This window comes from Staphylococcus pseudoxylosus (genome assembly GCF_044794325.1).
GTDB lineage: Bacteria > Bacillota > Bacilli > Staphylococcales > Staphylococcaceae > Staphylococcus > Staphylococcus pseudoxylosus.
In genome coordinates, this window is record NZ_CP085024.1 from 1567851 (window position 1) to 1591113 (window position 23263).

Annotated in this window: 24 protein-coding genes; 15 read left to right on the top strand and 9 right to left on the bottom strand. The window is 32.4% G+C overall.

The window, feature by feature from the left end:
* Positions 1 to 52: 52 nt before the first annotated feature.
* Complete coding sequence (locus LG295_RS07555; protein ID WP_107531263.1) at positions 53 to 601, bottom strand: helix-turn-helix domain-containing protein; 549 nt, start codon at positions 599 to 601, stop codon at positions 53 to 55.
* A 259-nt stretch (positions 602 to 860) separates the two neighbouring features.
* Positions 861 to 1739 (bottom strand): AraC family transcriptional regulator, encoded by an 879-nt coding sequence (locus LG295_RS07560; RefSeq protein ID WP_107558147.1) that lies wholly within the window; start codon positions 1737 to 1739, stop codon positions 861 to 863.
* 120 nt (positions 1740 to 1859) lie between these two features.
* On the opposite strand from LG295_RS07560, the gene LG295_RS07565 reads away from it, so the two are divergent.
* The 7 genes from LG295_RS07565 to LG295_RS07595 all read left to right on the top strand — a co-directional run bounded on the left by LG295_RS07565 (position 1860) and on the right by LG295_RS07595 (position 8178).
* Complete coding sequence (locus LG295_RS07565) at positions 1860 to 2726, top strand: sugar phosphate isomerase/epimerase (RefSeq protein WP_318832876.1); 867 nt, start codon at positions 1860 to 1862, stop codon at positions 2724 to 2726.
* 107 nt (positions 2727 to 2833) lie between these two features.
* Positions 2834 to 3724, top strand: a complete 891-nt coding sequence (locus tag LG295_RS07570) for a sugar phosphate isomerase/epimerase (RefSeq protein ID WP_107531260.1) — start codon at positions 2834 to 2836, stop codon at positions 3722 to 3724.
* A complete protein-coding gene (locus LG295_RS07575) occupies positions 3724 to 4869 on the top strand; it encodes a Gfo/Idh/MocA family oxidoreductase (RefSeq protein ID WP_318832877.1) in 1146 nt (381 codons plus the stop codon). Before LG295_RS07570 ends, LG295_RS07575 begins: the two co-directional genes overlap by 1 nt.
* Positions 4870 to 4895: 26 nt before the next feature.
* The gene (locus LG295_RS07580; protein ID WP_318832878.1) at positions 4896 to 5903 is read left to right on the top strand and encodes a Gfo/Idh/MocA family oxidoreductase; all 1008 of its coding nucleotides are present in this window, start codon (positions 4896 to 4898) and stop codon (positions 5901 to 5903) included.
* Between the two features lie 151 nt (positions 5904 to 6054).
* Positions 6055 to 6624, top strand: coding sequence for a dihydrofolate reductase family protein (locus tag LG295_RS07585; RefSeq protein WP_107558144.1), 570 nt, complete (start codon positions 6055 to 6057; stop codon positions 6622 to 6624).
* Positions 6625 to 6653: 29 nt separating this feature from the next.
* Complete coding sequence (locus tag LG295_RS07590) at positions 6654 to 7472, top strand: ATP-binding cassette domain-containing protein (RefSeq protein ID WP_107531256.1); 819 nt, start codon at positions 6654 to 6656, stop codon at positions 7470 to 7472.
* Position 7473: 1 nt separating this feature from the next.
* Complete coding sequence (locus tag LG295_RS07595; protein WP_107558142.1) at positions 7474 to 8178, top strand: ABC transporter permease; 705 nt, start codon at positions 7474 to 7476, stop codon at positions 8176 to 8178.
* Between the two features lie 96 nt (positions 8179 to 8274).
* On the opposite strand, the gene LG295_RS07600 is transcribed toward LG295_RS07595, so the two are convergent.
* Positions 8275 to 8475, bottom strand: a complete 201-nt coding sequence (locus LG295_RS07600; RefSeq protein WP_107530929.1) for a Mid2-like cell wall stress sensor domain protein — start codon at positions 8473 to 8475, stop codon at positions 8275 to 8277.
* Between the two features lie 216 nt (positions 8476 to 8691).
* Between LG295_RS07600 and LG295_RS07605 the strand changes: the two genes are divergently transcribed.
* From LG295_RS07605 to LG295_RS07630, 6 genes are all read left to right on the top strand, one after another.
* Entirely contained in the window at positions 8692 to 9504 is an 813-nt protein-coding gene (locus LG295_RS07605) for a VOC family protein (RefSeq protein ID WP_318832880.1), read from the top strand.
* A gap of 18 nt (positions 9505 to 9522) precedes the next feature.
* Positions 9523 to 9726: a DUF6501 family protein gene (locus LG295_RS07610; protein WP_042362710.1), complete on the top strand. Its 204-nt coding sequence runs from the start codon at positions 9523 to 9525 to the stop codon at positions 9724 to 9726.
* Positions 9727 to 9890: 164 nt separating this feature from the next.
* Positions 9891 to 10682, top strand: a complete 792-nt coding sequence (locus LG295_RS07615; RefSeq protein WP_318832881.1) for a MoxR family ATPase — start codon at positions 9891 to 9893, stop codon at positions 10680 to 10682.
* A gap of 12 nt (positions 10683 to 10694) precedes the next feature.
* Complete coding sequence (locus tag LG295_RS07620) at positions 10695 to 12584, top strand: hypothetical protein (protein WP_318832882.1); 1890 nt, start codon at positions 10695 to 10697, stop codon at positions 12582 to 12584.
* Positions 12585 to 12707: 123 nt separating this feature from the next.
* Positions 12708 to 14051 carry a branched-chain amino acid-like transporter carrier protein BrnQ3 gene (gene brnQ3, locus LG295_RS07625; protein ID WP_107530933.1) on the top strand — a complete coding sequence of 448 codons (1344 nt, stop codon included), beginning with the start codon at positions 12708 to 12710 and terminating at the stop codon, positions 14049 to 14051.
* Positions 14052 to 14561: 510 nt separating this feature from the next.
* The gene (locus LG295_RS07630; protein WP_199186499.1) at positions 14562 to 16151 is read left to right on the top strand and encodes a BCCT family transporter; all 1590 of its coding nucleotides are present in this window, start codon (positions 14562 to 14564) and stop codon (positions 16149 to 16151) included.
* A 219-nt stretch (positions 16152 to 16370) separates the two neighbouring features.
* Here the strand turns inward: LG295_RS07630 and LG295_RS07635 are convergent, their stop codons facing one another.
* From LG295_RS07635 to LG295_RS07645, 3 genes are read right to left on the bottom strand one after another with little or no spacing between them, the layout of a single operon-like run.
* Positions 16371 to 17501: a toxic anion resistance protein gene (locus tag LG295_RS07635; RefSeq protein ID WP_107556111.1), complete on the bottom strand. Its 1131-nt coding sequence runs from the start codon at positions 17499 to 17501 to the stop codon at positions 16371 to 16373.
* A 30-nt stretch (positions 17502 to 17531) separates the two neighbouring features.
* Entirely contained in the window at positions 17532 to 18155 is a 624-nt protein-coding gene (locus LG295_RS07640; RefSeq protein ID WP_107530936.1) for a 5-bromo-4-chloroindolyl phosphate hydrolysis family protein, read from the bottom strand.
* 13 nt (positions 18156 to 18168) lie between these two features.
* Positions 18169 to 18438 carry an acylphosphatase gene (locus tag LG295_RS07645; RefSeq protein ID WP_107530937.1) on the bottom strand — a complete coding sequence of 90 codons (270 nt, stop codon included), beginning with the start codon at positions 18436 to 18438 and terminating at the stop codon, positions 18169 to 18171.
* A gap of 360 nt (positions 18439 to 18798) precedes the next feature.
* On the opposite strand from LG295_RS07645, the gene msaA reads away from it, so the two are divergent.
* Together msaA and cspA are read left to right on the top strand one after the other, a co-directional pair.
* A complete protein-coding gene (gene msaA, locus LG295_RS07650; protein WP_107530938.1) occupies positions 18799 to 19107 on the top strand; it encodes a regulatory protein MsaA in 309 nt (102 codons plus the stop codon).
* A 182-nt stretch (positions 19108 to 19289) separates the two neighbouring features.
* Positions 19290 to 19490, top strand: a complete 201-nt coding sequence (cspA, locus tag LG295_RS07655; protein ID WP_001831260.1) for a cold shock protein CspA — start codon at positions 19290 to 19292, stop codon at positions 19488 to 19490.
* 274 nt (positions 19491 to 19764) lie between these two features.
* On the opposite strand, the gene lysA is transcribed toward cspA, so the two are convergent.
* The 3 genes from lysA to LG295_RS07670 are packed head-to-tail and all read right to left on the bottom strand — an operon-like array spanning position 19765 to position 23261.
* Complete coding sequence (gene lysA, locus LG295_RS07660) at positions 19765 to 21030, bottom strand: diaminopimelate decarboxylase (RefSeq protein WP_107558138.1); 1266 nt, start codon at positions 21028 to 21030, stop codon at positions 19765 to 19767.
* Positions 21031 to 21033: 3 nt separating this feature from the next.
* Positions 21034 to 22107 (bottom strand): alanine racemase, encoded by a 1074-nt coding sequence (locus LG295_RS07665; RefSeq protein ID WP_107558137.1) that lies wholly within the window; start codon positions 22105 to 22107, stop codon positions 21034 to 21036.
* Positions 22104 to 23261 carry an amidohydrolase gene (locus tag LG295_RS07670; protein WP_318832883.1) on the bottom strand — a complete coding sequence of 386 codons (1158 nt, stop codon included), beginning with the start codon at positions 23259 to 23261 and terminating at the stop codon, positions 22104 to 22106. Before LG295_RS07670 ends, LG295_RS07665 begins: the two co-directional genes overlap by 4 nt.
* Positions 23262 to 23263: the final 2 nt, after the last annotated feature.

Genomic DNA, 23263 nt, shown 5'->3' on the forward strand with positions numbered 1-23263 from the left:
TTTTTAGTCTAAAAAAGTGCCTACACGTAAAATTGTGTAGGCACTTTTTGATTTAATAATGAATGATCATGTTCAGTCTCAATATTGAATCATGCTCGTTTAAATATTTATGAAACGTGTTCCCATTAAATTTTATTGATTCATCTGTTTTCACAACAACTCGTTCGTCACCCAATACAAGCGTCAATGTACCATCAAATACAGTAATGTATTCATTTGCACTAGAGCCACGTGGTTCTCCATTCATGGCACCTCCAGGCTCTATTACAACCATATGACTTTCAAATTTTTTGGCAATATCAAATTTAAAGTAAGGATATACGTTATATTTATGCTCAGATGACGATAAAGGTTGTATATCTTGAATCGTAATTTTTTTAACAAACTCTTCATTGTCTTGTGTCAATTCCGCAAAAGACACCTTTAAACCGTTAGCAATTTTCCACAATGTAGTAATGGATGGTATCGATTCTTTGCGTTCAATTTGTCCTAACATCGTTTTACTTACTTCTGTAAGAACTGATAAATACTCTAATGAATAACCATTTTGCTTTCTATATAATTTTAGATTTTCTGCAATAACATCATTAATTTCTTTCATCTAATAACACCTCACAATACAATATAACGTACAAAAAGAACAATATAAAGTTTTACGTTATAGCGTATTAACAGACGTTATTGCGTAATTGGACGTAGGGGAGGGGGAATTGATTGTGCAAAAATCCCTTCTTAACAGTATTTATAAAATAAATTCGTCCCATGAACACATCCACGCTAACAACATTATATTTTATGAATAGTTCATATCGATAATGAGCTCAACTATATTTGTAAATCAAACTTATTACTATATTTAATTAACCATTAGTTAAATGTTGTTGATAATAATTTTTAGGACTACATCCGTATATTGTTTTAAAACGTCTATAAAAATTCGAATAATCACTAAACCCACATAAAATGGCCACTTGTTGAGGGCTTTCTCCTTTTTTTAACATTCTTTGTGCATTTTGTAACCTTATTTGTAATAAATAGCGGTAAGGAGGGTATCCTACTATTCGTGTAAAGTGCTGTGTTATTTTATATCTACTAACATAGAATTTCTTTTCCAAATCTTCTAAAGATATCTGATCAGCATAGTGTAACTCCATATAATCTAAAACTTGTCTAACTAACTGCATATGTGGATCGTCATCCATCTTTACTTCAGCATTTTCTATAGAAACTCTGTTGAGCATTACGAAAAATTGGGTCAACATAGATTCTTCAGCTAGTTTCTTACCATAGTTATTATTTTCTTGCTCATTTAAAAGGCCTTGTAGTAAATAATAAAGCTCACGTTTTTGTACTTCTGTTAACTGTAGCGAATGTTTAAAGTTAGGTGATTTGGTATCAAAACATTGCATTAAATTACATTCAGGAGTGGAAAGTGACTCTAATAACTGCGCATCGAATCTTAGGCCAATTCTTTCAGCATGTCCATCCACCTGTTCATTTAACTGATGAAATTCGTACGGTGTAATTACCAACATAGAACCCACGTCTAATTGAAATTGCTGTCCCTCAATCGTGTACAGCATATTTCCAGACAGTGAAAAGAAAATTTCATAATGATCATGATAATGTAGCTCATTACCAAAATGGCCATCACTAATTTTATGCCATACAGCATATTCTCCCTCAAATGGTAGTGAAATAGTATCAAATTTTAGTTTAAATGTTTCATCATCTAACATTGATAAACCTCCCGCTCAAAATACAATCTTTTTATCTTTTTTTACAATGTTTAAAATTTTCTAATAATTTATACTCACATTATAACACTTAAAGTTTATTATGATGAAAGGATGATTTATATGGCCAAACCACAAATTGGAGTACAGATGATGATGCTAAAGCAAAAAGTGGAAGAAGATGGGATCTACAATGTATTGAGAACTATTCACGATCTTGGGTACCAAGCTGTAGAAGTCTCACAAATTGAAATGACGCCTCATAACATTTCAGAAATGCAAAAAGCCATCAAAGATTTCGATATGAATATTGCTGCAATGTCATGTGGAGTAGAAGATATTTCTCCTGATCAAAAGTATCCTGGAGATACTTTACAAAACGATTTTGAAAAGATTGTTGCAGATTGTAAAGCAGTTGACTGCAATATATTAAGAATTGGTATGTTGCCGATGAATTACATGGGTTCAAAGGACCGTATACTAAACTTTGCAAAAATTTGCGATGATTATGCACAACGATTAAAAGCAGAAGGCATTGATTTATATTATCACGCACACAACCTTGAATTTGTTCGATATGATGGGCAATTTATGCTTGATTTAATGCGCGATAATACAGAGAATCTAGGATTCGAATTAGATGTACACTGGATATGGAGAGCTGGCCTTAATCCTATAGAAGTTATACCAAATTACGCGCAACGAATTCGTGCAATCCATTTAAAAGATTTTCGCGTAGGCGAAATAGACATGGATCAATATCCTGGTGAAGGTCATGAAAAGATATACTATATGCTACATATGATTACGCAATTTGCAGAACTAGGTGAAGGCACCTTACCTTTAAAAGATATTATTGAAGTTGGGTTAGAAAGCGGTAGTGAATACTTCTTCGTTGAACAAGATGAATTGTATGGTGCCGATCCTTATGATTGCTTAGTTACAAGTCGAGATCATTTATTAGAACTAGGTTATAAACGCTGGTTTTAAAAGTTGCTTACAATTATAGCAAAGTGGTTTTTCACAAATTCACGATCAATAAAATGTAAACGATTACAATAATGTGCATTATTTTTTAAACAAATGGAGGTAAACTCATGTTAAATAACATTGCTGTATCAGGTTTTTCTGATGAAATTTCATCAGATTTAGACACACAATTGCAAAAGGTATCAGAATTAGGTATGCGTTATATTTCATTACGTGGCATTGACGATGAAAATATAGGTGATTATACAGTCGAGAAAATTAAAAAGAATGTTATTCCAAAATTAAAAGAATGGGATATCTCAGTCTCTTCTATTGGCTCTCCCATAGGTAAAATATACATTCAAGATGAAGAAGCATTTGAAAAGCAATTAGACGTCTTAAAAAACATGTGTCAAATCGCAAATGTATTGTCTTGTAAGTATATTAGAATTTTTAGCTTTTATATACCTAAAGATCAAAATTTTGATGACTATCAACATACAGTCATTAAAAAATTAAAAACATTTGCACAAATCGCAAAGCAATACAACGTCGTTTTACTTCATGAAAATGAAAAAGATATTTTCGGTGATATAGCTCGTCGTTGTAAATTAATCCTTGATGAAGTAGGATCTGACCATTTTAAAGCGATTTTTGATTTTGCCAATTTCGTTCAATGTGGAGAAGACACACAAGCTTGTTATGAACTCTTAGAACCTGACATTGAATATATCCACATCAAAGATGCGGTCTATAAAGACAGTATTAACGTTGTTTGTGGTACAGGAGATGGTCAAATTGAGTCTATTCTTAAACAAGCGATAGATCGTGGCTATGAAGGTTTCTTAACTTTAGAACCTCACCTTGTTGTATTTGATGCAATTAAAGATTTAGAAATAGAGCATTCTACTGAAACAATTCAAAATACAGCTGCAAAAGATGGCGCTGAAGGATATCAACTTCAGTATGAAGCGCTTTTAGAAATTTTAAAAAATATTGAAAATAAGGAGAATGTATAATGACAAATATTCGTTTAGGCATAATTGGATTAGGCGCACAAGGCAATACTTATGCTAACTTTATCAATGAAAATAAAGTGGAAAATGTAGTAATAGGAGCCATTTGTGATATCGATCCTGATAAAAAAGCACTTGCTGCCGAAAAATACCCAAACACGCCTTTTTATACAGATTATATCGATTTATTAGAAAGCGGTGATGTTGATGCTATTGTGACAACAGTACCACATTATTTGCATACAGAAATAGGTAAAGCCGCATTGAATAGAAACATACATGCACTATTAGAGAAACCAGCTGATATCTATGCCGAAAAAGTAAAAGAAATTAGTGACTTAGCCGCTTCTAAACCTGAATTAACATTCGGTATTTTCTTTAATCAAAGAACCAATCCACTTTATCAAAAAGTTAAATCTTTAATTGATGAGGGAGAAATTGGACAAATTAGACGTACAAATTGGATTATTACTACTTGGTGGCGTCCGCAAGCATATTATGAGCAAAGTTCATGGCGTGCAACCTGGAATGGCGAAGGAGGTGGTGTATTAGTAAACCAAGCACCACATCAAATAGATTTAATGCAATGGTTGTGCGGATTACCAGAAAAAGTATACGCCAATGTAAAATACGGGTATCAGAGAGATTTAAATGTTGATGATGATGTGACAGCCGTATTAGATTACGGTAATGGAGCGACAGGTGTTTTCATCACATGTACGCATGATGTCATCGGCACAGATCGACTAGAAATTACAGGAGATAAAGGAAAAATCTTAGTCGAAGATAGCAAGAAAATAACGATCAAACGTTTAAAACAATCAGAAAATGAAATGAATCAAACCATGACTTGGACAGATGTAGCAGAAATCTTCAAAGGTGATGGTATGGGAGATATCTATGAAACTGATACTTTTGAATTTGATAGTGTATGGGGCGAACAACATATCAATGTACTTGAAAACTTCGCTGCAAATATCATCGATGATACACCGCTTATAGCGCCTGGTAGCGATGGAATTAATGGCGTTAACTTCGTAAATGCAATTTATCTTTCTAGTTGGTCAGGTAAAGAGGTCACACTGCCTGTAGACCCAACAGAATTCAAAAATGCTTTACAACATAAAATCAATTCAGAAGATAAATAAATCCACCTATAACAGGAGATGGTAAAATGTTGAAAGTTGGTGTAGTCGGTTTAGGAGATATCTCACAAATTCATATACATGCAATACAACAAAACCCTAAAGCTCAATTAATCGCAGTTTGTGATGAAGATGAATCATTAAAAAACAAAGCACCTCATAGCAATTTTTATAATAATCTAAATAGCATGTTAGATTCAGAAAAGTTAGATTGTGTTCATGTTTGCTTACCTCACCACTTACATGTATCTGCTACTACAACATGTGTTGAAAAAGGGATCCATGTATTACAAGAAAAACCCTTAGCTGTAAATGCGAAAGAAGGGCTCGAATTAGTCGCTTTACAACGACAATACCCTGAAATTAAGATTGGTATATGTTTCCAAAATAGATATAATGACACCTTCCAAACATTAAAACACATGGTTCGAAGCGGCCAATACGGTGAAGTGATTGGAATAAAAGGGCTTGTTACATGGTTTCGACCTGAATCCTATTACACAGAGAAACCTTGGCGTGGTCAGATGGCTTATGCAGGCGGAGGTGTTCTAATCAATCAATCCATTCATACATTAGATTTAATGCAAGTACTATGTGGGAATATATCCTCTATTAAAGGAACCGTATCTCAATTATTAGATTATGAAATTGAAGTAGAAGACACAGCATCTGCACATATTAAATTTGAAAATAATGCAAACGGTATGTTCTTTGCTACTAATGCTAATTTTGGAAATTCAAGTATAGAGTTACAGGTTATATTTGAAAACGAAAAGCTAACAATTAAAGATAATATACTTACACGTATGAATAAAGAAGGTTATAAGATTCAAATTAAAGAAGACGAAAAGCTAGATGGTGATAAATCGTATTACGGACCTAGCCATGGCAAGTTGATTAACCAATTCTACGATTGCATTATTGAAGATACCGATGATTATATACAACCTAAAGACGCTTTAGCATCTATCGCCATGATTGATGCTATACAAAAATCTTCCAAATCAAACAGTGTAGTTCATTTTGCAAGTAATTAAATAGCTTATTATCATTCATAATTTATTGCACATCGATTTTTATCGTTGTGCATTTTTAATTCAAATTTATTTATATCAAAATTATTATCAATTGAATTTATACATATATTTCCATATACTAAACATCATATCGATAATGGTAGGTGTTAATATGAACAATCGACCGAAAGTTATTTTAGACCTTGCCGTAAGTCTAGATGGCTATATAGAAGGTCCTAACGGAGAAATTGACTGGTGTATTATGGACCCAGAAATGAATTTCAATACTTTTTTAAAACAGATTGACGCTATCATATACGGTAGGAAAAGCTATGATTTATGGGGAACTTATACGCCTCAATTAGGTAATGAAGAACATGGAGACTATAGCATGTGGCAAGAGATTCATAGTAAACAAAAATATGTATTTACGCACCAAAAAAGTCTTGTTTCTGCAGACGCCGTATATATAAGTTCAGAAGATATGCGAGTTAATATAGACAAAATCAAAGCCCAACAGACTAAAGATATTTGGTTATACGGCGGTTCAAATATTATAACTTCTTTTATAAATAATAACTTAATAGATGAATATCGCTTATCTATACACCCTGTTGTGTTAGGTTCAGGAATACCTTTATTTGAACATTTAACAGATAGAGTTAATCTGATACATGTAAAAACCAATACGTACCAAAGTGGTGTCGTACAACTTATATATAATAAAAACAAATCGTTATAGCTGAGTATTGTATAAAGGAGTATTTATATATGGCTGAAATAGCAGTAGAAATGGATCAGGTAACATTAAAACTCAACAACAAAACAATTATCAATAATTTATCATTTCAAATACCCAAAGGTTCAATCACCTTATTAAAAGGCAAAAATGGCGTCGGTAAAAGTTTGACTCTCAAATTGATGACAAAATTAATAACACCAAATACCGGTATTATTAATGTCTCTGGCTACACAAGTTACGCGCCTGACAGTTTCCCTAAAAACATAAAACTAACAACAAAATCGTTTCTAACAACGATTCAAAATTTGAATATGAAGCGGAAATCTGACGGCCATACCGTTGATGATTATTTAACACTATTAAACCTATCTTCACTACAAAATACTAAATTACATCATCTTTCAAAAGGCTCTTTACAAAAAGTGAATATCATCCAAACCTTATTAACAGATGCAGATATATTAGTATTTGATGAACCATTTTCAGGTTTAGATAAAATGTCAGAAGCACAATTTTTAACTCACTTACAACAATTATCGAAAACTAAAACAATAATTATTACAGATCATGATTCTAATATTGAACATACCATTGCGACTCATATATTAAGTTTAGATGATTATACATTTATGCCAAAATCAAAGTATCAAGAGTTGAAGTCCATCACGATTACCAACCAACAATATGTAAATGAAATCATTGAACGAGATTTAGCGTCATGTGTATGTGCTAAATTAACTTCTAATCATCAATATGTAACCTTGCAAGTTGACAAACAAAATTTAAATGTGGTTTTACAACATTTACTAAAGCAAAATTGCGAAATCATCGAAGTAAAGGATCTTTAAAATGCTATATTCTTTTTTAAAATACGAACACTTAAAATTTTTAACATCGTATCAATTCATTGCACCAGTATTTACATACTTACTGTGGGTCATCGGTATATATATCTACCGAGATATGCCTGTGCTATCAAGCTATGGTTCTACAGCAATTGGTTTATTTATAGTAATGACGTGGATGACTATTATTAATTTCGGTCGTGACACTTTAAATGAACGTCATATTTTCTATATGCAATTAAAATCAAAAACTACTTATTTGTTAATAAAAATACTATATTTATATTTATTTAGTACATTACTGATTGTTTTCTCATTGATCTATCCACTTTTACTTAGTGTATTTGATAAACCTGTTTCCTTTAACTTTGTCCTAATTGGGGTAGTTACTCATCTGTTATTAAGTATGTTTGGCATTGTATTAGGCGCTTTTATTACAAATACGAAAATTGCCACTAAATCTTATAGATGGTTATTAACCATATTTATTATGCTCATCATTTTCACTAAAGAGGTACTTATAACAACCGTACCATTTACAAAATGGTTGCTCTGGTTATTACCACCAATTAGCAATCTTTTAAATCAGTTGAATAGCGATAATTTGTCAATGCTTAATAACCATTTCCTGCTATTATGTTTATTTGCTGTGATTTATATTTTAATAGCACTTAAATTGCTTATTGTACTATTTAAAAAAACTGAGTAATTCACCATAAAAAGACATCCCTACAAGATTGTTATACATTCTTGTAGGGATGTCTTTTTATTGATTTAAATAGTTAAAATATACCTAAAATTACAATTAAGCAATATAAACAAATAGTTCAATAATAGCAAGAATTAAAAACACCAAAAATACAACGCCGTAAATATTATTCTTTTTAGCGCTTTGCTCATTTTGAGTTTTTTGTTTTGCTTTATTGTTTACGTTAGTGAAGAAGGTAATACCAGAATAAACTGCAATAAGTACGGTTATACCAAACACAAACCATATACCACCCATTATGACAAACCTCCTTTATTAATAATCAATATACTACTAATCTTTTTATAAGATTAAAATCATGATATATACCTATATTAATACATTTTTTCAGTTCATCCAATGTATATTCTAAAAATTTAATTAATATACACATTTACCATGAACTTCATCGTATAAATAACACGTAAAATAAGTTATAATGATTGAAAAGCTATGAATAAAGGGGTTAATATAATGAATGGTCTTAGAAGTGTAACCACAGGGACAGATAATTTAGAAAAAACTAAAACTTTATTTAAAGATGTATTAGGTCTAAACGTGGCAGATAAAGGGCAAGCCCTCCGTTTTGGTGATGCAGAACTAAGCTCCGGCACACGTATCCATTTTGTAGAAATACCAAACTATACAAATCAAGAGAATCATATTGAAAATATTGGTTTACGTTTACCAAGTGACGAGGGTTTAGATGAATACCAAACTATCTTAAATGACCATCAAATTGATCATAGTGAAATTACTGATTTAAATGGGCATAAGTATTTTGAATTTAATGACCATAATCATCAGACATTCAATATTTATTCAAATGAACATAATACGGGCGCACCTTTAGGAATGCCCACATTTGATAGCACTGTTAACCCACTGCATCAAATTCAAGGTTTAGGGCCAGTCTTGCTTAAAGTAAATGAATTATTACTTACTCAATCTATTCTGACAAAAGTGTTTGGCCTTACGCATTTCGCTGAATACACACCACATCCTGGCGCAGACTATAAAGTACAAGTCTTCCGAATCGGAGAAGGTGGTCTAGGTGGGGAACTACACTTACACGCTGCTGAAGAAGATTTGAAAATGCCGAAACATGGTATTGTAGAACAAATTGAGTTTGCAACAGAATCCAAAGCACAATTCCAAAATGCATTACAACAACTTGAATCTATAGGTATTCCGTACCAATCGTTAGATCAAGACGGTGAAAAATCCTTAAGAATTAGTGAAAAAAGTGGTATCACTTTTATATTGACTTTAGAAATTAAATCATAGAAAGAGGAATGTTTATTTATGTTACACGAAACATGGAAAGAAAATACACCAGTGAAAAAAGTTGAAGTTATTCATACAAATGCTAAGAAATTCACAGTTTCTGATATGTTAACTGTTGGACAACAATATGATGTTATCAATGAAACTGAAGAATATTACCAAATTATTGATAACTCTGGGCTTGTTGGTGGTTATTACAAAGAATATTTCAAAGAAGTATAGCATTAACAAATAAATCTTGCGCTCATACCGTGTTGCGCGTTCAAATAATTTCTTAACAAATAAGGGCTAGGGCGAAATATGATGATGTATTCATGCCCCAGTCTATTTTTAATGAGTTCTTATAAATAAATAAGCCATATTTTATATAGAGGAGACAATTCATGATGACAAGTACAAACTATATTAATAGAGATGAAACAGTCTTTAACGATGCAGAAGCTTTAATGCAACTAAACAAAAACATTTTACTAAAAGGACCTACAGGTTCCGGTAAGACGAAATTGGCAGAAACATTAAGTGAAACAATGAATCGCCCAATGCACCAAATCAATTGTTCAGTCGATTTAGACGCGGAAAGCCTACTCGGATTCAAAACCATACAAACTAACGACAATGGAACACAAGAAATCGTTTTTATAGATGGACCAGTAATTAAAGCCATGAAAGAAGGCCATATACTGTATATTGATGAAATTAATATGGCTAAACCTGAGACGTTACCTATTTTAAACGGTGTGTTAGACTATCGTAGAAAACTGACGAATCCATTTACAGGAGAAGTCGTCAATGCAGCACCTGGTTTCAACGTCATTGCAGCAATCAACGTAGGGTATATTGGAACTTTGCCAATGAACGAAGCATTAAAAAATCGTTTTGTTGTTATTCAAGTAGATTACATCGATGGTGACATTTTAAGTGATGTCATTAAACAACAAAGTCATTTAAATGACACTGTATTAATTCAAAAAATCATTAAGTTTAATGAAGACTTACGTACGATGACAAAACAAGGTCAAATTTCTGAAGAAGCGGCTAGTATTCGTGCATTAATAGACTTAAGTGATTTAGCTACTATTATGCCAATTGAACGTGCCATTCAACGAACAATAATAGATAAGTTAGAAGATGAGCGAGAACAACAAGCTATTTTAAACGCGGTAGAATTAAACTTTTAGTGAGGGATAAACATGAGTGATCGTTTTATAAAATTTAATGACGAACAGCTAGATGCTAAACAAGTGATGATGCTTCAGGATTTAGCACGTCTTTTACTGAAAAATGAGCAAACACAAGTTAAGATTCAAAAGTTCCCTTATTACGATCCAATTAATAACACTTTAATCACGAGTTCTTTTTGGTCACATAGAGATGAACATGTTGAAACTACAGGATTAAAAACTGACGTCATGCTCGCTGCTTATGGTTACCAGATGATGGATGAGAAGGTTGTGAATCATGTTATACAGAATCATGAGTTCAAACATCCTAAATTCTATCAACAGCTATTCAAACTACTCGAAGATCAACGCATCTTAAGCACGATAGCGAAGGAACGCCCATCAACAAAATCAGCTATTCAGATGCGTAATGAAGTTAGGCTTAACTACACTAAGACACAAATAAATGTATACAGAACCAAAACTACTTTCACAGATTTATTATTTCTATATCTAGAGGCTTCTTTTATAACAGAAAACTTTTACGATATACCACAAATACATCCACAAATTGATGATGTGTTAAATAATATGTATATGTATTTACCGAACTTTTTCTATAACAAGACTTCTGAAGATAATATGTATTTAGTTGAGCGAATTATGTTCCAAATTGACGATATATTAAAAGAGGATATGCTAAACGAATATTATCATTTACCAAAAAAAGTTTATGAATCTATACAAGCGCTTCAATTCGAGGATTTAACTAGAACAGATGCCAGCAATACAGACGGTACTTCAAATGAAGATAAAGACGAAGCTTCAATAAGTGAAGAGATGGAATCAAATAATCAAGATAGCGCCTCTCAAGGTGGCGCTTACTTAGAAATGGAATTGCATGAAGGGGAAAATAGCGAAGTCATGGGCGATAATGATAATGTGCGTGAAGGCGATCCTGCTGATGATATGACTGATATGCAAACCAAAAAGGGTAAAGGTTCATCTAATAATATAGAAGACGATCAAGGCGGTTCTGTTGGGCATAATCAAGCCTTTGCCTTAAAAGGAATTAATGAAAATGTCGAAATCAAATGGAACATCCCTGAAATTCAACCTCAATTCATCCGCCAATACCAAGAGGTTGAATCTGATGTCCAGTTTGAAATCAAAGATTTAATTCAAATCATACAAAAAACGATTGATAGAGAATATCAAGATGAGCGACATAATTTAACCAAAGGCAGATTACAAAAAAACCTACTCAATTGGTTTATAGACGATCAATATAAGCTATTTTATAAAAAACAAGACCTAAGTCAGTCATTCGATGCAACGTTCACATTATTAGTAGATGCTTCAGCCAGTATGCAAGATAAAATGGAAGAAACAATTAAGGGTGTTGTACTATTTCACGAAACATTAAAGAGTCTCAATGTAAAACATGAAATATTGGCATTTAATGAGGATGCTTTCGATGCGGATGAAGCAAACCAACCCAATATTATAGATGAAATCATCACATACAATCGTTCCATGATGGATAAAGATGGGCCAAGAATAATGGCATTAGAGCCACAAGATGATAATAGAGATGGTGTTGCTATTAGAATTGGTAGTGAAAGACTCATGCGCCATTCCCATAATCAGCGTTTCTTAATTGTATTTTCAGATGGAGAACCTTCTGCATATAATTATAGTCAAGATGGTATATTAGATACTTATGAAGCGGTTGAAACAGCCCGTAAAATGGGTATCGAAGTCTTCAATGTGTTTTTAAGTCAGGAGCCTATCACAGAAGATATTGAGCAAACGATTCATAATATATATGGACAATACGCTTTATTTGTAGAAGGTGTTGAAAATCTCCCATCCCAATTATCGCCATTATTGAAAAAACTATTATTAAAATCATTTTAAATAGGCTATTTTTGACAAATAATAAACGATATATTTAAATATTCTGAAATTTATATAGACGATATCTAATTAACCATGATAGAATAGATAATATTATTTTATTGGTTAGAAGGAGCAAGTCATATGAATAAAAATACATGGATTATAGGTTTTACATTGTTCGCAATGTTTTTTGGGGCAGGTAATCTTATTTTCCCACCAAATTTAGGCTTAGATAGTGGACAGTATTTCTGGCCATCAATTTTAGCATTTGCTTTAACAGGTATCGGACTACCACTATTAGGCGTTATTGTAGGCGCGTTAGATAAACAAGGTTATATTGGGTCATTAAATAAAATTTCACCTAAGTTCTCTATCATATTCCTAGTCATCATCTATCTTACAATTGGACCACTGTTCGCGATTCCTCGTACAGCGTCGACATCGTTTGAAATGACAGTGACGCCGATTGCCCACACAAACAGTAGTTTAGCATTACTTATCTTTACTGTTATATATTTCTTGATCGTTTTATATTTATGTATTAACCCAACTAAAATGGTAGATCGCATTGGTTCGCTATTAACACCATTGTTATTGATCACTATTTTAGCAATGATTATCAAAGGATTTGTTGATTATGGTAGTAATTCACATAGTCAAGCTGCTGAAGCATTCACATCGAACTTTGCAGGTTTCTCACAAGGATTCACAAATGGTTATCTTACTATGGATGCCATTGCAGCTATAGCTTTCTCTATGATTGTTGTTAATGCAGTAAAATCAACAGGTATTACACATGCCAACCAAATTTTCAAACAAACGTTAATGGCTGGCATTATTGCAGCTGTAGCTTTAATGTTTATTTATATCTCATTAGGATTTATAGGTAATCATATGGCAGTGCCTCAGGAAAAAATAGCGAGCCTGACTGCAAATGACCAAAATATTGGTACATATTTATTAACGACTATGGCCAGTGTTGGATTTGGGACATTTGGTAAATACTTATTAGGTATTATTGTGGCGCTTGCTTGTCTAACAACAGCTTGCGGATTAGTCGTAGCAGTATCAGAATATTTCCATAGAATTTTCCCAAGAATTTCTTATAAAATATATGTAATTGTGTTTACTCTTATTAGTTTTATTCTAGCGAACCAAGGGCTTAACTCAGTTATTACTATGTCAGTGCCAGTATTAAGTATTGTATACCCTGTAGCAATTACATCAGTATTACTTATTTTATTAGCACGTTTTGTACCTACAAAACCAATTGCACAACAAATTCCTGTAGCTATTGTTGCAATCGTATCTATTTTAAGTGTCATTCATACACAAGGCTGGCTAAAATTGAGTTTCATTGATAGCTTGCCATTAAAAGACTATTCACTTGAATGGTTCCCAATTGCTGTTGTGACAACTATTATAGGTTATATTGTAGCGACGATGGTTAAAAATCAAAAACCCATTGTTTACGAAAAAGAATAATATTTAAAATAAAAGCAAATCGACGCTTAAACTGGCGTTGATTTGCTTTTTTATGTATATAATCGGTAAATATATGCTTTTATATTATTTAAACTTCTAGTTAATTTTCAATAATACATTGATGATGATATTTACAATCATATTCATAAAATATGCTGATTTGGAGAAAATGAATTTGAAAAGTCGATTTGATTAGTTTTAAAAAGTAAGCTATACTCTTTACTTCAAGTGTTTCGTCTAAGAGCAATATAAGCGTATTACGGTGGTAGTCAATTTGTATTTTCATAAGTTCAAAATAGTGTATTTTATAGCATATGACTTTTTAATATAGATAAAACAATATTAAATTAATTATTTGTGGTTTCCACACAAACAATCACACCTCTCATATTATAGATTCATCTTTACTATTTAATGTACTAATAAGCACCTTATTAAAATGATTAAAAAGGACACCCACACTCAATAATTATATTGTTCAGAACACGTATAATAGAGGGGTCGAATAATATTAAATATTCACAATGGAAAGATAAATTAGATTGGCCAGTATTTTTAATTAGTGGGGGCATCCTCGTTTTATTTGTACTGATGTCATCCGTTTTTACACAGGCAACTTCGAATTTAGTTCAGAAAGGTTTTCAAATCTCAATTACTTATTTCGGAGCTTTTTGGCAAATATTACTTCTTGCAACATTTGCCGTAGGTGCATTTTTAGCATTTTCAAAATATGGTCGTGTTCGACTAGGAAACGCTTCTAAACCAGAAATGGGTTATTTTAGGTGGGCTGCCATCGTAATCACATCTGGTTTAGGCGCAGGGGCTATTTTTTGGGCTGCAGCAGAACCAATGTATTATTTTATAGATGTCCCACCAACTATGGATCCTGACATAAAAAATGGTAGTACTCAAGCCATACCAGCTGCTATGGCACAAAGTTTTACCTCCTGGGGCTTTACAGCGTGGGCAGTTTATGGAGCAATCAGTGGTATTATTATCATGTATGCACACTATAATAAACATTTAAAAATGCGTCCTCGTACACTATTATATCCAATTTTTGGTAGTAAAATAGAAAAAAATAAAATTGGATGGATTATAGATGTTTTCTGTATTTTAGGTGCTGTGGCTGGTACTATTGGTACAATTGGGTTCTTCGGATTTCAATTTAGTTACTGGTTACATAGTATTTTTGGTATACCAGATAACATCATTACTCAAATGTTATCTGTCGCGGGCTTAATGGTTGTTGTGACCATTTCTGCTACTACTGGCATCGAGAAAGGCATTCAATTTTTAAGCAAATTAAATGTATGGCTGGCACTAGCACTTGCAGCCTTTATATTATTATTAGGTCCTGGACACTTTATTATAGATACATTTATATCTTCATATGGTGTTTATATAACTCATTTTCTAGAAATTAGTACATTTAGAGGAAATGATAAATGGGCTGGCGCTTGGATGTTATTTTTCTTTGGTTGGTTTATAGGATATGGTCCATTAATGGGAATGTTAGTTGCTCGTGTATCTAGAGGTCGTACAATTAGAGAAATATTTTTACTCGTCTCTATAGTAGCTGCAGTAGTTTCTCATATATGGTTTTCTATTCTTGGTGGTAGTGGCTTATTTTATGAAATCAAAAATAGCGGTGCAATCAGTGAGCCGTTAACAGATAACGGATTACCTGCAGCAGTCATTTCCATTGCTTCTCATTTACCAATAGGTACCGTCATGGTAATTGTTTTATTATTGTTGACATTAATATTTGTAATCACAACTGCTGACACGATGTCGTATTCCATTTCGATGTCTGTTACTGGAGAAGGTGATCCTCCAAAAATGATAAGACTCTTTTGGGTTGTTATTATGGGGGTTGTATCAATCATTTTAATAAATATTGGAGAAGGTAGTATCAATGCAATTCAATCTTTTATTATTATTACAGCCGTTCCGATATCAATCATTATGTTGCCAGCAGTTTGGACAGCACCAAAAATTGCACATAAATTAGCTATAGAACAAAACATAGCAGTGAATAAAGAAAAAGAAACTTCAAAAAGTAATATTTTAGCTGAAAAATCTTCTGATAGTGATTAAACTGACAGTAATGCCAGAACATGTACTATAAGCGTTTCAGTTTAACACTAAAACAAAAACAAGTTGATATTAAATTCAAGAAGAGCGTATCCGTAAATGAAAATGGATACGCTTTTTTCTATAACGAATTATTTGTTGACGTAGAAAGAACAAAAAAGGGACATCTATTTATGTCCCGGAGTCATTTTTTATTATAAATATTTAATTAAACGTAAAAAATTATTTGTTTTGTTTCATATCTAAAAGTTGATTTTGTAATTCGCTTTCAAGTTGATTCAATTCGGACTCAGCTTGTTTACGTTTATTACGGCCTTGTTCTTGAATCTGTAATGTCTGTTCTATTGTTTCAATAATGTCATTTTGCGTTGTTTTTAGAGTCTCAATATCAACGACGCCACGTTCATTTTCAGTAGCAGTTGCTAGAGCATTTTGTTTCAATAGTTCAGAGTTCTTTAATAATAAATCATTTGTCGTATCAGTAACAGCCTTTTGTGCAGTTACTGCATTTCGTTGTCTCATTAAAGTTAATGCAATTGACATTTGATTTTTCCACAAAGGAATACTTGTGAGAATAGAACTTTGAATTTTTTCTGCTAATGCTTGATTAACATTTTGAATCATTCGTATTTGTGGTGCTGTTTGTATCGCAATTTGTCGAGATAATTGCAAATCATAAATACGTTTATCTAAGCGATCGATAAATTGTTCCATATCCGATGCAGCTTGAACATCCATTTGATTACCTGTTGATTTTGCCTGCGCTCTTAATTTAGGCACATCTTCTTGTTGCAGATCATGTTGTTTCTTTTTAGCTGCTTCAATATACAATGATAATTCATCAAAATAGTCTTTATTCATATTGTATAATTCATCTAACATGTCTACATCTTTGACTAGGTTATTTTTATGTTTATCTAACTCGATAGATATGCGATCTATTTGCGAACCAACCGATTGCATCTTTGAAAAAATTTCATTTACAGATGCCTTTGTTCTTCTAAAAATACGCTTTAATTTCGATTGATTTTCTGGATTCAATTCATCAGGGTTTACTGATTTCAGTTTACTCATTAATCCATTCAATGATTCACCAACTGGTCCCACATCAGTTGTCTTAACTTCATTTAATATACGGTGTGAGAATTGTGACATATGTGATTGGGCTTCCGTACCATAATTCAATAAACCGTCATGGTCCATAGGTTTTATTTTTTCACTCAGCTCATTAATCTTTTGTTGGTCTTTTTGAGTATACTGGGTAGAATTCACGACTTCAGATTCACTTGTAGAATTTTCTTCTATATATTTATCTAATGGATGTGAATTTATATAGTCTTGTTCTCTTGCCATAAAATCTCTCTCCATTCTTGTTTTAATTTGTTACTTCTTATTCCGACTTTGTTCTATCTTGTTTAATTCCATCTCTATATCTAACTTACTATAATCCTCATCATTAATCCGTCTTAAATCAGCTACCAATGTTCTTTTAACTTCATCCAAAGTAATTCTTGTTTGTTCTAATTTTTGTTTTTCTTCTTTAGTCTTCTTAGGTGATTTTGATAACCTTGTATAGGCTTCAATTAAATTTAATGCATTATCTATATGCGAATAGAAGAAACTTTCAACTTTAAAAAATGAACTTGGTTGTTGTTTTACTGCGTAAAATATAGCTCGAGATATTCGATAGATTTCATTTACTTGTCTAAAGTCTTTGATAGATCTAACATTTACAAATGATTTGAATATCCGTCTAATTTTATCCTGTGTAGTGTTTAATTGACTATTTACAAAGTGATAATCTCGACGAGTTAGACCAATTTCTTTTAAATACTTTCTAGAAGTTAAACGTTGAGTAGGGAAGTAAAACGTTATAAATGTTGCTACAGAAATCAACAAATCAAAAATAAAATAAATATCTAAGGCAAATATACTAACAAACCATGCGATAACTGCTGCTGGCAAAGCAATAATTGTCCCGATAATACGAGAAATATTATATCTCAAACTTCATCTTCCTTTATATAGTTTTAAAATCTTTCAATGATTGCTCAATTTCTATCTCTTCAGTAGTAAAATCCTCAACATGGGATGCTGGGGAAGCACCTTCTGTAACTGCGTTAATAAACCGTGTTAATGATTGCTCATCGCCTTGAGCATATATATCAACGTAACTGTCTACATTTTCTACGGTACCAACAATATGATACTTTCGTGCTAATTTTTGGGTATAATAACGAAAACCTACACCTTGTACCATCCCAAATACTTTAATGTGTTTACGTTTCATAAAATCACCTCTTAATTAACATTATACGAAATTTAACGCTACAAAACTAATATTTAAGTTTATATATTGATAGTCTATCGGCCAAAAGTATGAGTCAGATAACTTGATTTTGTATCTTAACTCGTTAAAATATTACACATAGACAAAAATTGTACGTCTCTAAATCAAAATAAGAACGTCTATATTTAGTTTTATTTTATTTCTATTTATAAACATTGGGGATTTAATTTAGAGTATATGTGTGATCAAAATACATACATAAGTATAAGCACTTTGTTCTATAGGTCTAAATAGCGAGGTACACACTCAGTTACACCAAAAAAGTGATTTGGGCTATATATGAAAGGGTGAAGATTTATAATGTGGACAGTTGCAAAAATTCGAGCTGATTATGAAGGCTGGTGGTTATTTAGTGACTGGACTGATCATATCGTAGAACAGTATGACTTCGAGACTTACGATGAAATGTTAAATTTTTATACATCTTTAATTTTAAAAAACAAAAATTCATTCGATAACTATTTAGTTGGAAAATACAACATTCATGCGTTTTATAACAATTGTGAATTAGGATTTTGTGAAGATTGCGATGAAGATTTACAAATATTCTATAGTTTTATAGTTTTAAATGAAAATGAAGTTTATTTTAATTTGCCTATAATTGAATAAACAATTAATTAACGTTTGCCTTGCAATTCAACTGAAAATATCCTATAATGTTAGTCAAGCAATTGTTTTATTCCATATTGCAAAGAATATTGTACTAACAGTTTCATCCTGTTTCATTGTATTTTTTGTAATATGCGAATAACGCATATTGAATGAATATTAGTCTTGGAGGTTTCACATTTATGAAACAAGGTACAGTAAAATGGTTTAACGCTGAAAAAGGATTTGGTTTTATCGAAGTTGAAGGAGAAAACGACGTATTCGTACACTTCTCAGCAATTAACCAAGAAGGTTACAAATCATTAGAAGAAGGTCAATCAGTTGAATTTGAAGTAGTTGAAGGCGACCGCGGTCCTCAAGCTGCAAACGTTGTAAAACTATAATATAGATTGCAATATTGACTATTTAAAGAACCTTGTTAAAGGTTCTTTTTTTATAGCCGCCGTTATTCTTAATTACGGCGGCTTAATGCTTATCAAATAAGCTAGGGGGCCTTAATGCATGTGGTCTCGCATGTACTCCTTTGCCATGAATCACCGTTATACTTAATTACTTCCGCTTAATGCATACATAATTTATATTATTTTATATCAATATAAAATAAATAAAAAGTGGTTCCATCAACCTAAAGGAGGGGATAGAACCACTTTTTATAATTTATTTCGTATCATTAATAATTAGTTGACGTAAAGATTGACGTTTAATAACTTCTCTAGCTTTCCCGTCTTTCAAGAAGAATACAGAAGGCTTCTGCATTTGATTATAGTTTGAAGCCATTGAATAATGATAAGCACCTGTAGATAAAATCGCTAAATAATCGCCACGTTTTACTGTACTAGGTAATTTTGCGTCCTTGATAATAATGTCACCAGACTCACATAATTTTCCTGCAATCGTAACTGTTTCATCTTTAGGATCATTTCTATTAACAAGTAGAGCTTCATATTGTGCATCGTATAATGAAGTTCTTATATGATCGCTCATACCTCCATCAATAGAAACGTACTTATTAACATTAGGTATCGATTTAATTGTTCCAACTTCATATAAAGTTATACCAGCTTCACCTACAATTGAACGCCCAGGTTCAATACCGATTTCAGGAATAGGATAACTAGCTTCTTCAGCAATCGATTTAACCGCAGTAGTAATTTCCTCAATACCTTCTTCGATAGGAAAACTTACATCTCCTTCAACATATTTAATACTGAAGCCGCCGCCAAGATTTATTAGCTCTACTTCAATATCATTTTCTTTCAACCAATGAACGACAAGTTTTGTAGTCTCAATCATTGCTTCAGTACCTTCAATTTGCGAACCTACATGAAAATGAACACCTTTAAGTTTTAAATGTTTTGAAGTTTTAACTTTCTGTACACCTTGAATAGCTAAACCATGCTTAATAGATAAACCGAATTTACTATCTTCTTGTCCAGTTTGAATAAATTCATGCGTATGCGCTTCAACGCCTGGGTTTAATCTAATAACTACATTGACTGCTTCATTTGCGTAACGATCAATAAGATCAATTTCTTCCAATGAATCTATAACGATATAGCCAACTTTACTTTCTAAAGCATATCGAATTTCATGCTTCGTCTTATTATTTCCGTGAAAGTGGATATGTTGGGGGTCAAACCCAGCTTCTAAAGCCGTGTATAGTTCACCCTCAGAGACAACATCTAATTCAAGATTTTCTTCTTGTACCAATTTAACCATCTGTAAACAAGTAAATGCTTTAGATGCGTATGAAATATTATAATTTAATTCACTTTTTTTAAAAGCTTCATGAAAACGTCTCATTTGATTTCTAATTTGTACTTCATCATAGACGATTGTAGGCGTCCCAAAACTTTGCGCTATAGTTTTAAGACTTGTACCTCCCATTGTAAGTTCGCCATTATCATTATATTCTACTACCATAATTTATCTATACTCCTTTATTAGTGAGTCGTGATTCATTGCACTCAGTTGTTCGGAATTAGCACCGACACCTTTAAACGTATATTCATCAACACGTATATCATTATTATATAATATAACTTCATCTCGTGCATTCACACTATCATCGACTTCTACAAACATATGACTCATCATCAACGCGCGTATAGGAAAACGTTTGCCGTTTATCATTGCTTCATGTTTCGCTCTTGATTTAAGAATACCATCACCATAACCAATATCAACCACCGCTAGTTTAGTTTGATCTTTTGTAGCTTCAAACGCAAAACTATAACCACAGTAATCACCTTGATTTACTTCTCTTACCTGGATGATATTGCCTTTAACCGTTAATGATTGTTGAATGACTGTTTCGTCTATCGTACTATATGGTCTTGATCCGTACAAAGCAATACCTACACGTGCATGTGTATGATTAGGAAATATACCTTCTTCTCTATAATAACTTGCGCTATTTTGAGCATGAATCATATCAAATTGGTAGTTTTCAGCTAATAATGCTTCTACAATATCTAACCAAGCCGCACGTTCAATTTTATAATCAGTCACATCAAATTCATCTGCATAGCCAAAATGGGTCCACAAACCCACAATATTCATTTTATTTGTATATTGATTTTGCTCATGATGTGAAAGTAGTTCTTTAATTTCAGCTATCGTCTTCAGTCCTGAACGATGTAATAAATTCTCATATTCTATATGTACTTGTATATCATATAGTTCATTTAAATTCTCATAATAAAATGATAGGGAAGGTAAAGTCATTTGGATGTTATAGGCACGTACTTTATCAAATTCATAGACAGCATTCATTAAAAAAATAGTGGCATCTGGAGCTAGTTTACGAATCCGTATAGCTTCTCTTAATGAAGTCGTGCTAAATGTATTAATACCTATTGCCAAAAATTGTGTCACTGCAAACTCTAATCCATAATGATATGCATTATTTTTAACGACTGCCATCAATTGGTTGTCTTGTTTTACATTTTCAGCGTTTTTTCGAAACTTTGCTGTATCCACAGACCAAATAGCTGTCATTTTACACGCACCTCACTGTAAACATTTAATATTTGTTCATAATAATCAGCAATTCTAATAAGCATATGTTCATTAAAATTCAAATGAGAGGTATGTAATCCCGTAACAAATCCTTTGGATTCATCCCGTACACCTACAAAAACAAAATAACTTGGAGCTAATTGACTATAAAAGCTAAAATCTTCTCCAAATAAATATGGCGTAGGTTTATCAATCACTTCAAATTTCGCATTTCTCAAACCAGTTTCTACATGTTTACGCAAATTCGGATCATTATAAGTAGGGGGATAACCTTCTTCAAATTTCACTTCACAGTCAACATTGAATAATAATTTTACACTTTCTGCAATTTTAGTCATTTGTTGCTTAACTATTTCTAAATCATTAATATCATAAGTACGAATAGTACCTTCCAAATATCCATGACTAGGTACCGTATTAATAGCTTCTCCAGCTTCAAAATGCCCCATATGAACTATATTTCGTTTCAAACCATTCAAATGATATTGTTGAATTTGACCAACTTGACCCAGTACATGTTGCAATGCCTCTCCACAAGAATATCCTTGCTCTTTATCTGCTACATGACTTGATAAACCATTTAAATAAAATCTATATTCTGTAGCACTTGCAGTAATTTCTTCGTCTCTAATGACAACACGGCCTTCATTTTCAAATGGCATCACATGGACACCAAAAACAGCCTCAATAGGGTAATCACTAAATGCACCGGCTCTAATTAATCGATTTGCGCCACCACCTGTTTCTTCAGCAGGTTGAAAGATAAAGACAATATTTTGAGGAAGTTCACCACGATCAGCTATGGCTTTACAACGTTTGACAAAGAGCATTAACGCCGTTGTATGCCCATCATGCCCACATGCATGCATCACATTATCCGTTTTACTTTTAAAATCTATATCATTTTCTTCAAAGATTGGCAATGCATCGATATCTGCTCGATAAGCAATTGTGTGTTCGCCATTACCAGGTAAGTATGCAATAATCCCTGTATCAAGAGGTCTTTGATAAACGACTCCCAATTCTTCTAAAAAGTTAGCGATATATTCAGTTGTTTTATATTCATGTAAGCTCAATTCTGGATGTTGATGCAAGTAACGTCTATGTGTTGTAACAAATTCTAACTCATTCATCA

Coding starts and splice junctions, on each gene's coding strand:
- lysA (WP_107558138.1), bottom strand. CDS start 21,030: ATGGTAGTAGAATATAATGATAATGGCGAACTTACAATGGGAGGTACA.
- LG295_RS07600 (WP_107530929.1), bottom strand. CDS start 8,475: ATGGGTGGTATATGGTTTGTGTTTGGTATAACCGTACTTATTGCAGTT.
- LG295_RS07635 (WP_107556111.1), bottom strand. CDS start 17,501: ATGGCAAGAGAACAAGACTATATAAATTCACATCCATTAGATAAATAT.
- LG295_RS07605 (WP_318832880.1), top strand. CDS start 8,692: ATGAATGGTCTTAGAAGTGTAACCACAGGGACAGATAATTTAGAAAAA.
- LG295_RS07645 (WP_107530937.1), bottom strand. CDS start 18,438: ATGAAACGTAAACACATTAAAGTATTTGGGATGGTACAAGGTGTAGGT.
- LG295_RS07610 (WP_042362710.1), top strand. CDS start 9,523: ATGTTACACGAAACATGGAAAGAAAATACACCAGTGAAAAAAGTTGAA.
- LG295_RS07615 (WP_318832881.1), top strand. CDS start 9,891: ATGACAAGTACAAACTATATTAATAGAGATGAAACAGTCTTTAACGAT.
- LG295_RS07665 (WP_107558137.1), bottom strand. CDS start 22,107: ATGACAGCTATTTGGTCTGTGGATACAGCAAAGTTTCGAAAAAACGCT.
- LG295_RS07620 (WP_318832882.1), top strand. CDS start 10,695: ATGAGTGATCGTTTTATAAAATTTAATGACGAACAGCTAGATGCTAAA.
- LG295_RS07555 (WP_107531263.1), bottom strand. CDS start 601: ATGAAAGAAATTAATGATGTTATTGCAGAAAATCTAAAATTATATAGA.
- LG295_RS07560 (WP_107558147.1), bottom strand. CDS start 1,739: ATGTTAGATGATGAAACATTTAAACTAAAATTTGATACTATTTCACTA.
- LG295_RS07570 (WP_107531260.1), top strand. CDS start 2,834: ATGTTAAATAACATTGCTGTATCAGGTTTTTCTGATGAAATTTCATCA.
- msaA (WP_107530938.1), top strand. CDS start 18,799: ATGTGGACAGTTGCAAAAATTCGAGCTGATTATGAAGGCTGGTGGTTA.
- LG295_RS07575 (WP_318832877.1), top strand. CDS start 3,724: ATGACAAATATTCGTTTAGGCATAATTGGATTAGGCGCACAAGGCAAT.
- brnQ3 (WP_107530933.1), top strand. CDS start 12,708: ATGAATAAAAATACATGGATTATAGGTTTTACATTGTTCGCAATGTTT.
- LG295_RS07590 (WP_107531256.1), top strand. CDS start 6,654: ATGGCTGAAATAGCAGTAGAAATGGATCAGGTAACATTAAAACTCAAC.
- LG295_RS07595 (WP_107558142.1), top strand. CDS start 7,474: ATGCTATATTCTTTTTTAAAATACGAACACTTAAAATTTTTAACATCG.
- LG295_RS07580 (WP_318832878.1), top strand. CDS start 4,896: ATGTTGAAAGTTGGTGTAGTCGGTTTAGGAGATATCTCACAAATTCAT.
- cspA (WP_001831260.1), top strand. CDS start 19,290: ATGAAACAAGGTACAGTAAAATGGTTTAACGCTGAAAAAGGATTTGGT.
- LG295_RS07565 (WP_318832876.1), top strand. CDS start 1,860: ATGGCCAAACCACAAATTGGAGTACAGATGATGATGCTAAAGCAAAAA.
- LG295_RS07670 (WP_318832883.1), bottom strand. CDS start 23,261: ATGAATGAGTTAGAATTTGTTACAACACATAGACGTTACTTGCATCAA.
- LG295_RS07585 (WP_107558144.1), top strand. CDS start 6,055: ATGAACAATCGACCGAAAGTTATTTTAGACCTTGCCGTAAGTCTAGAT.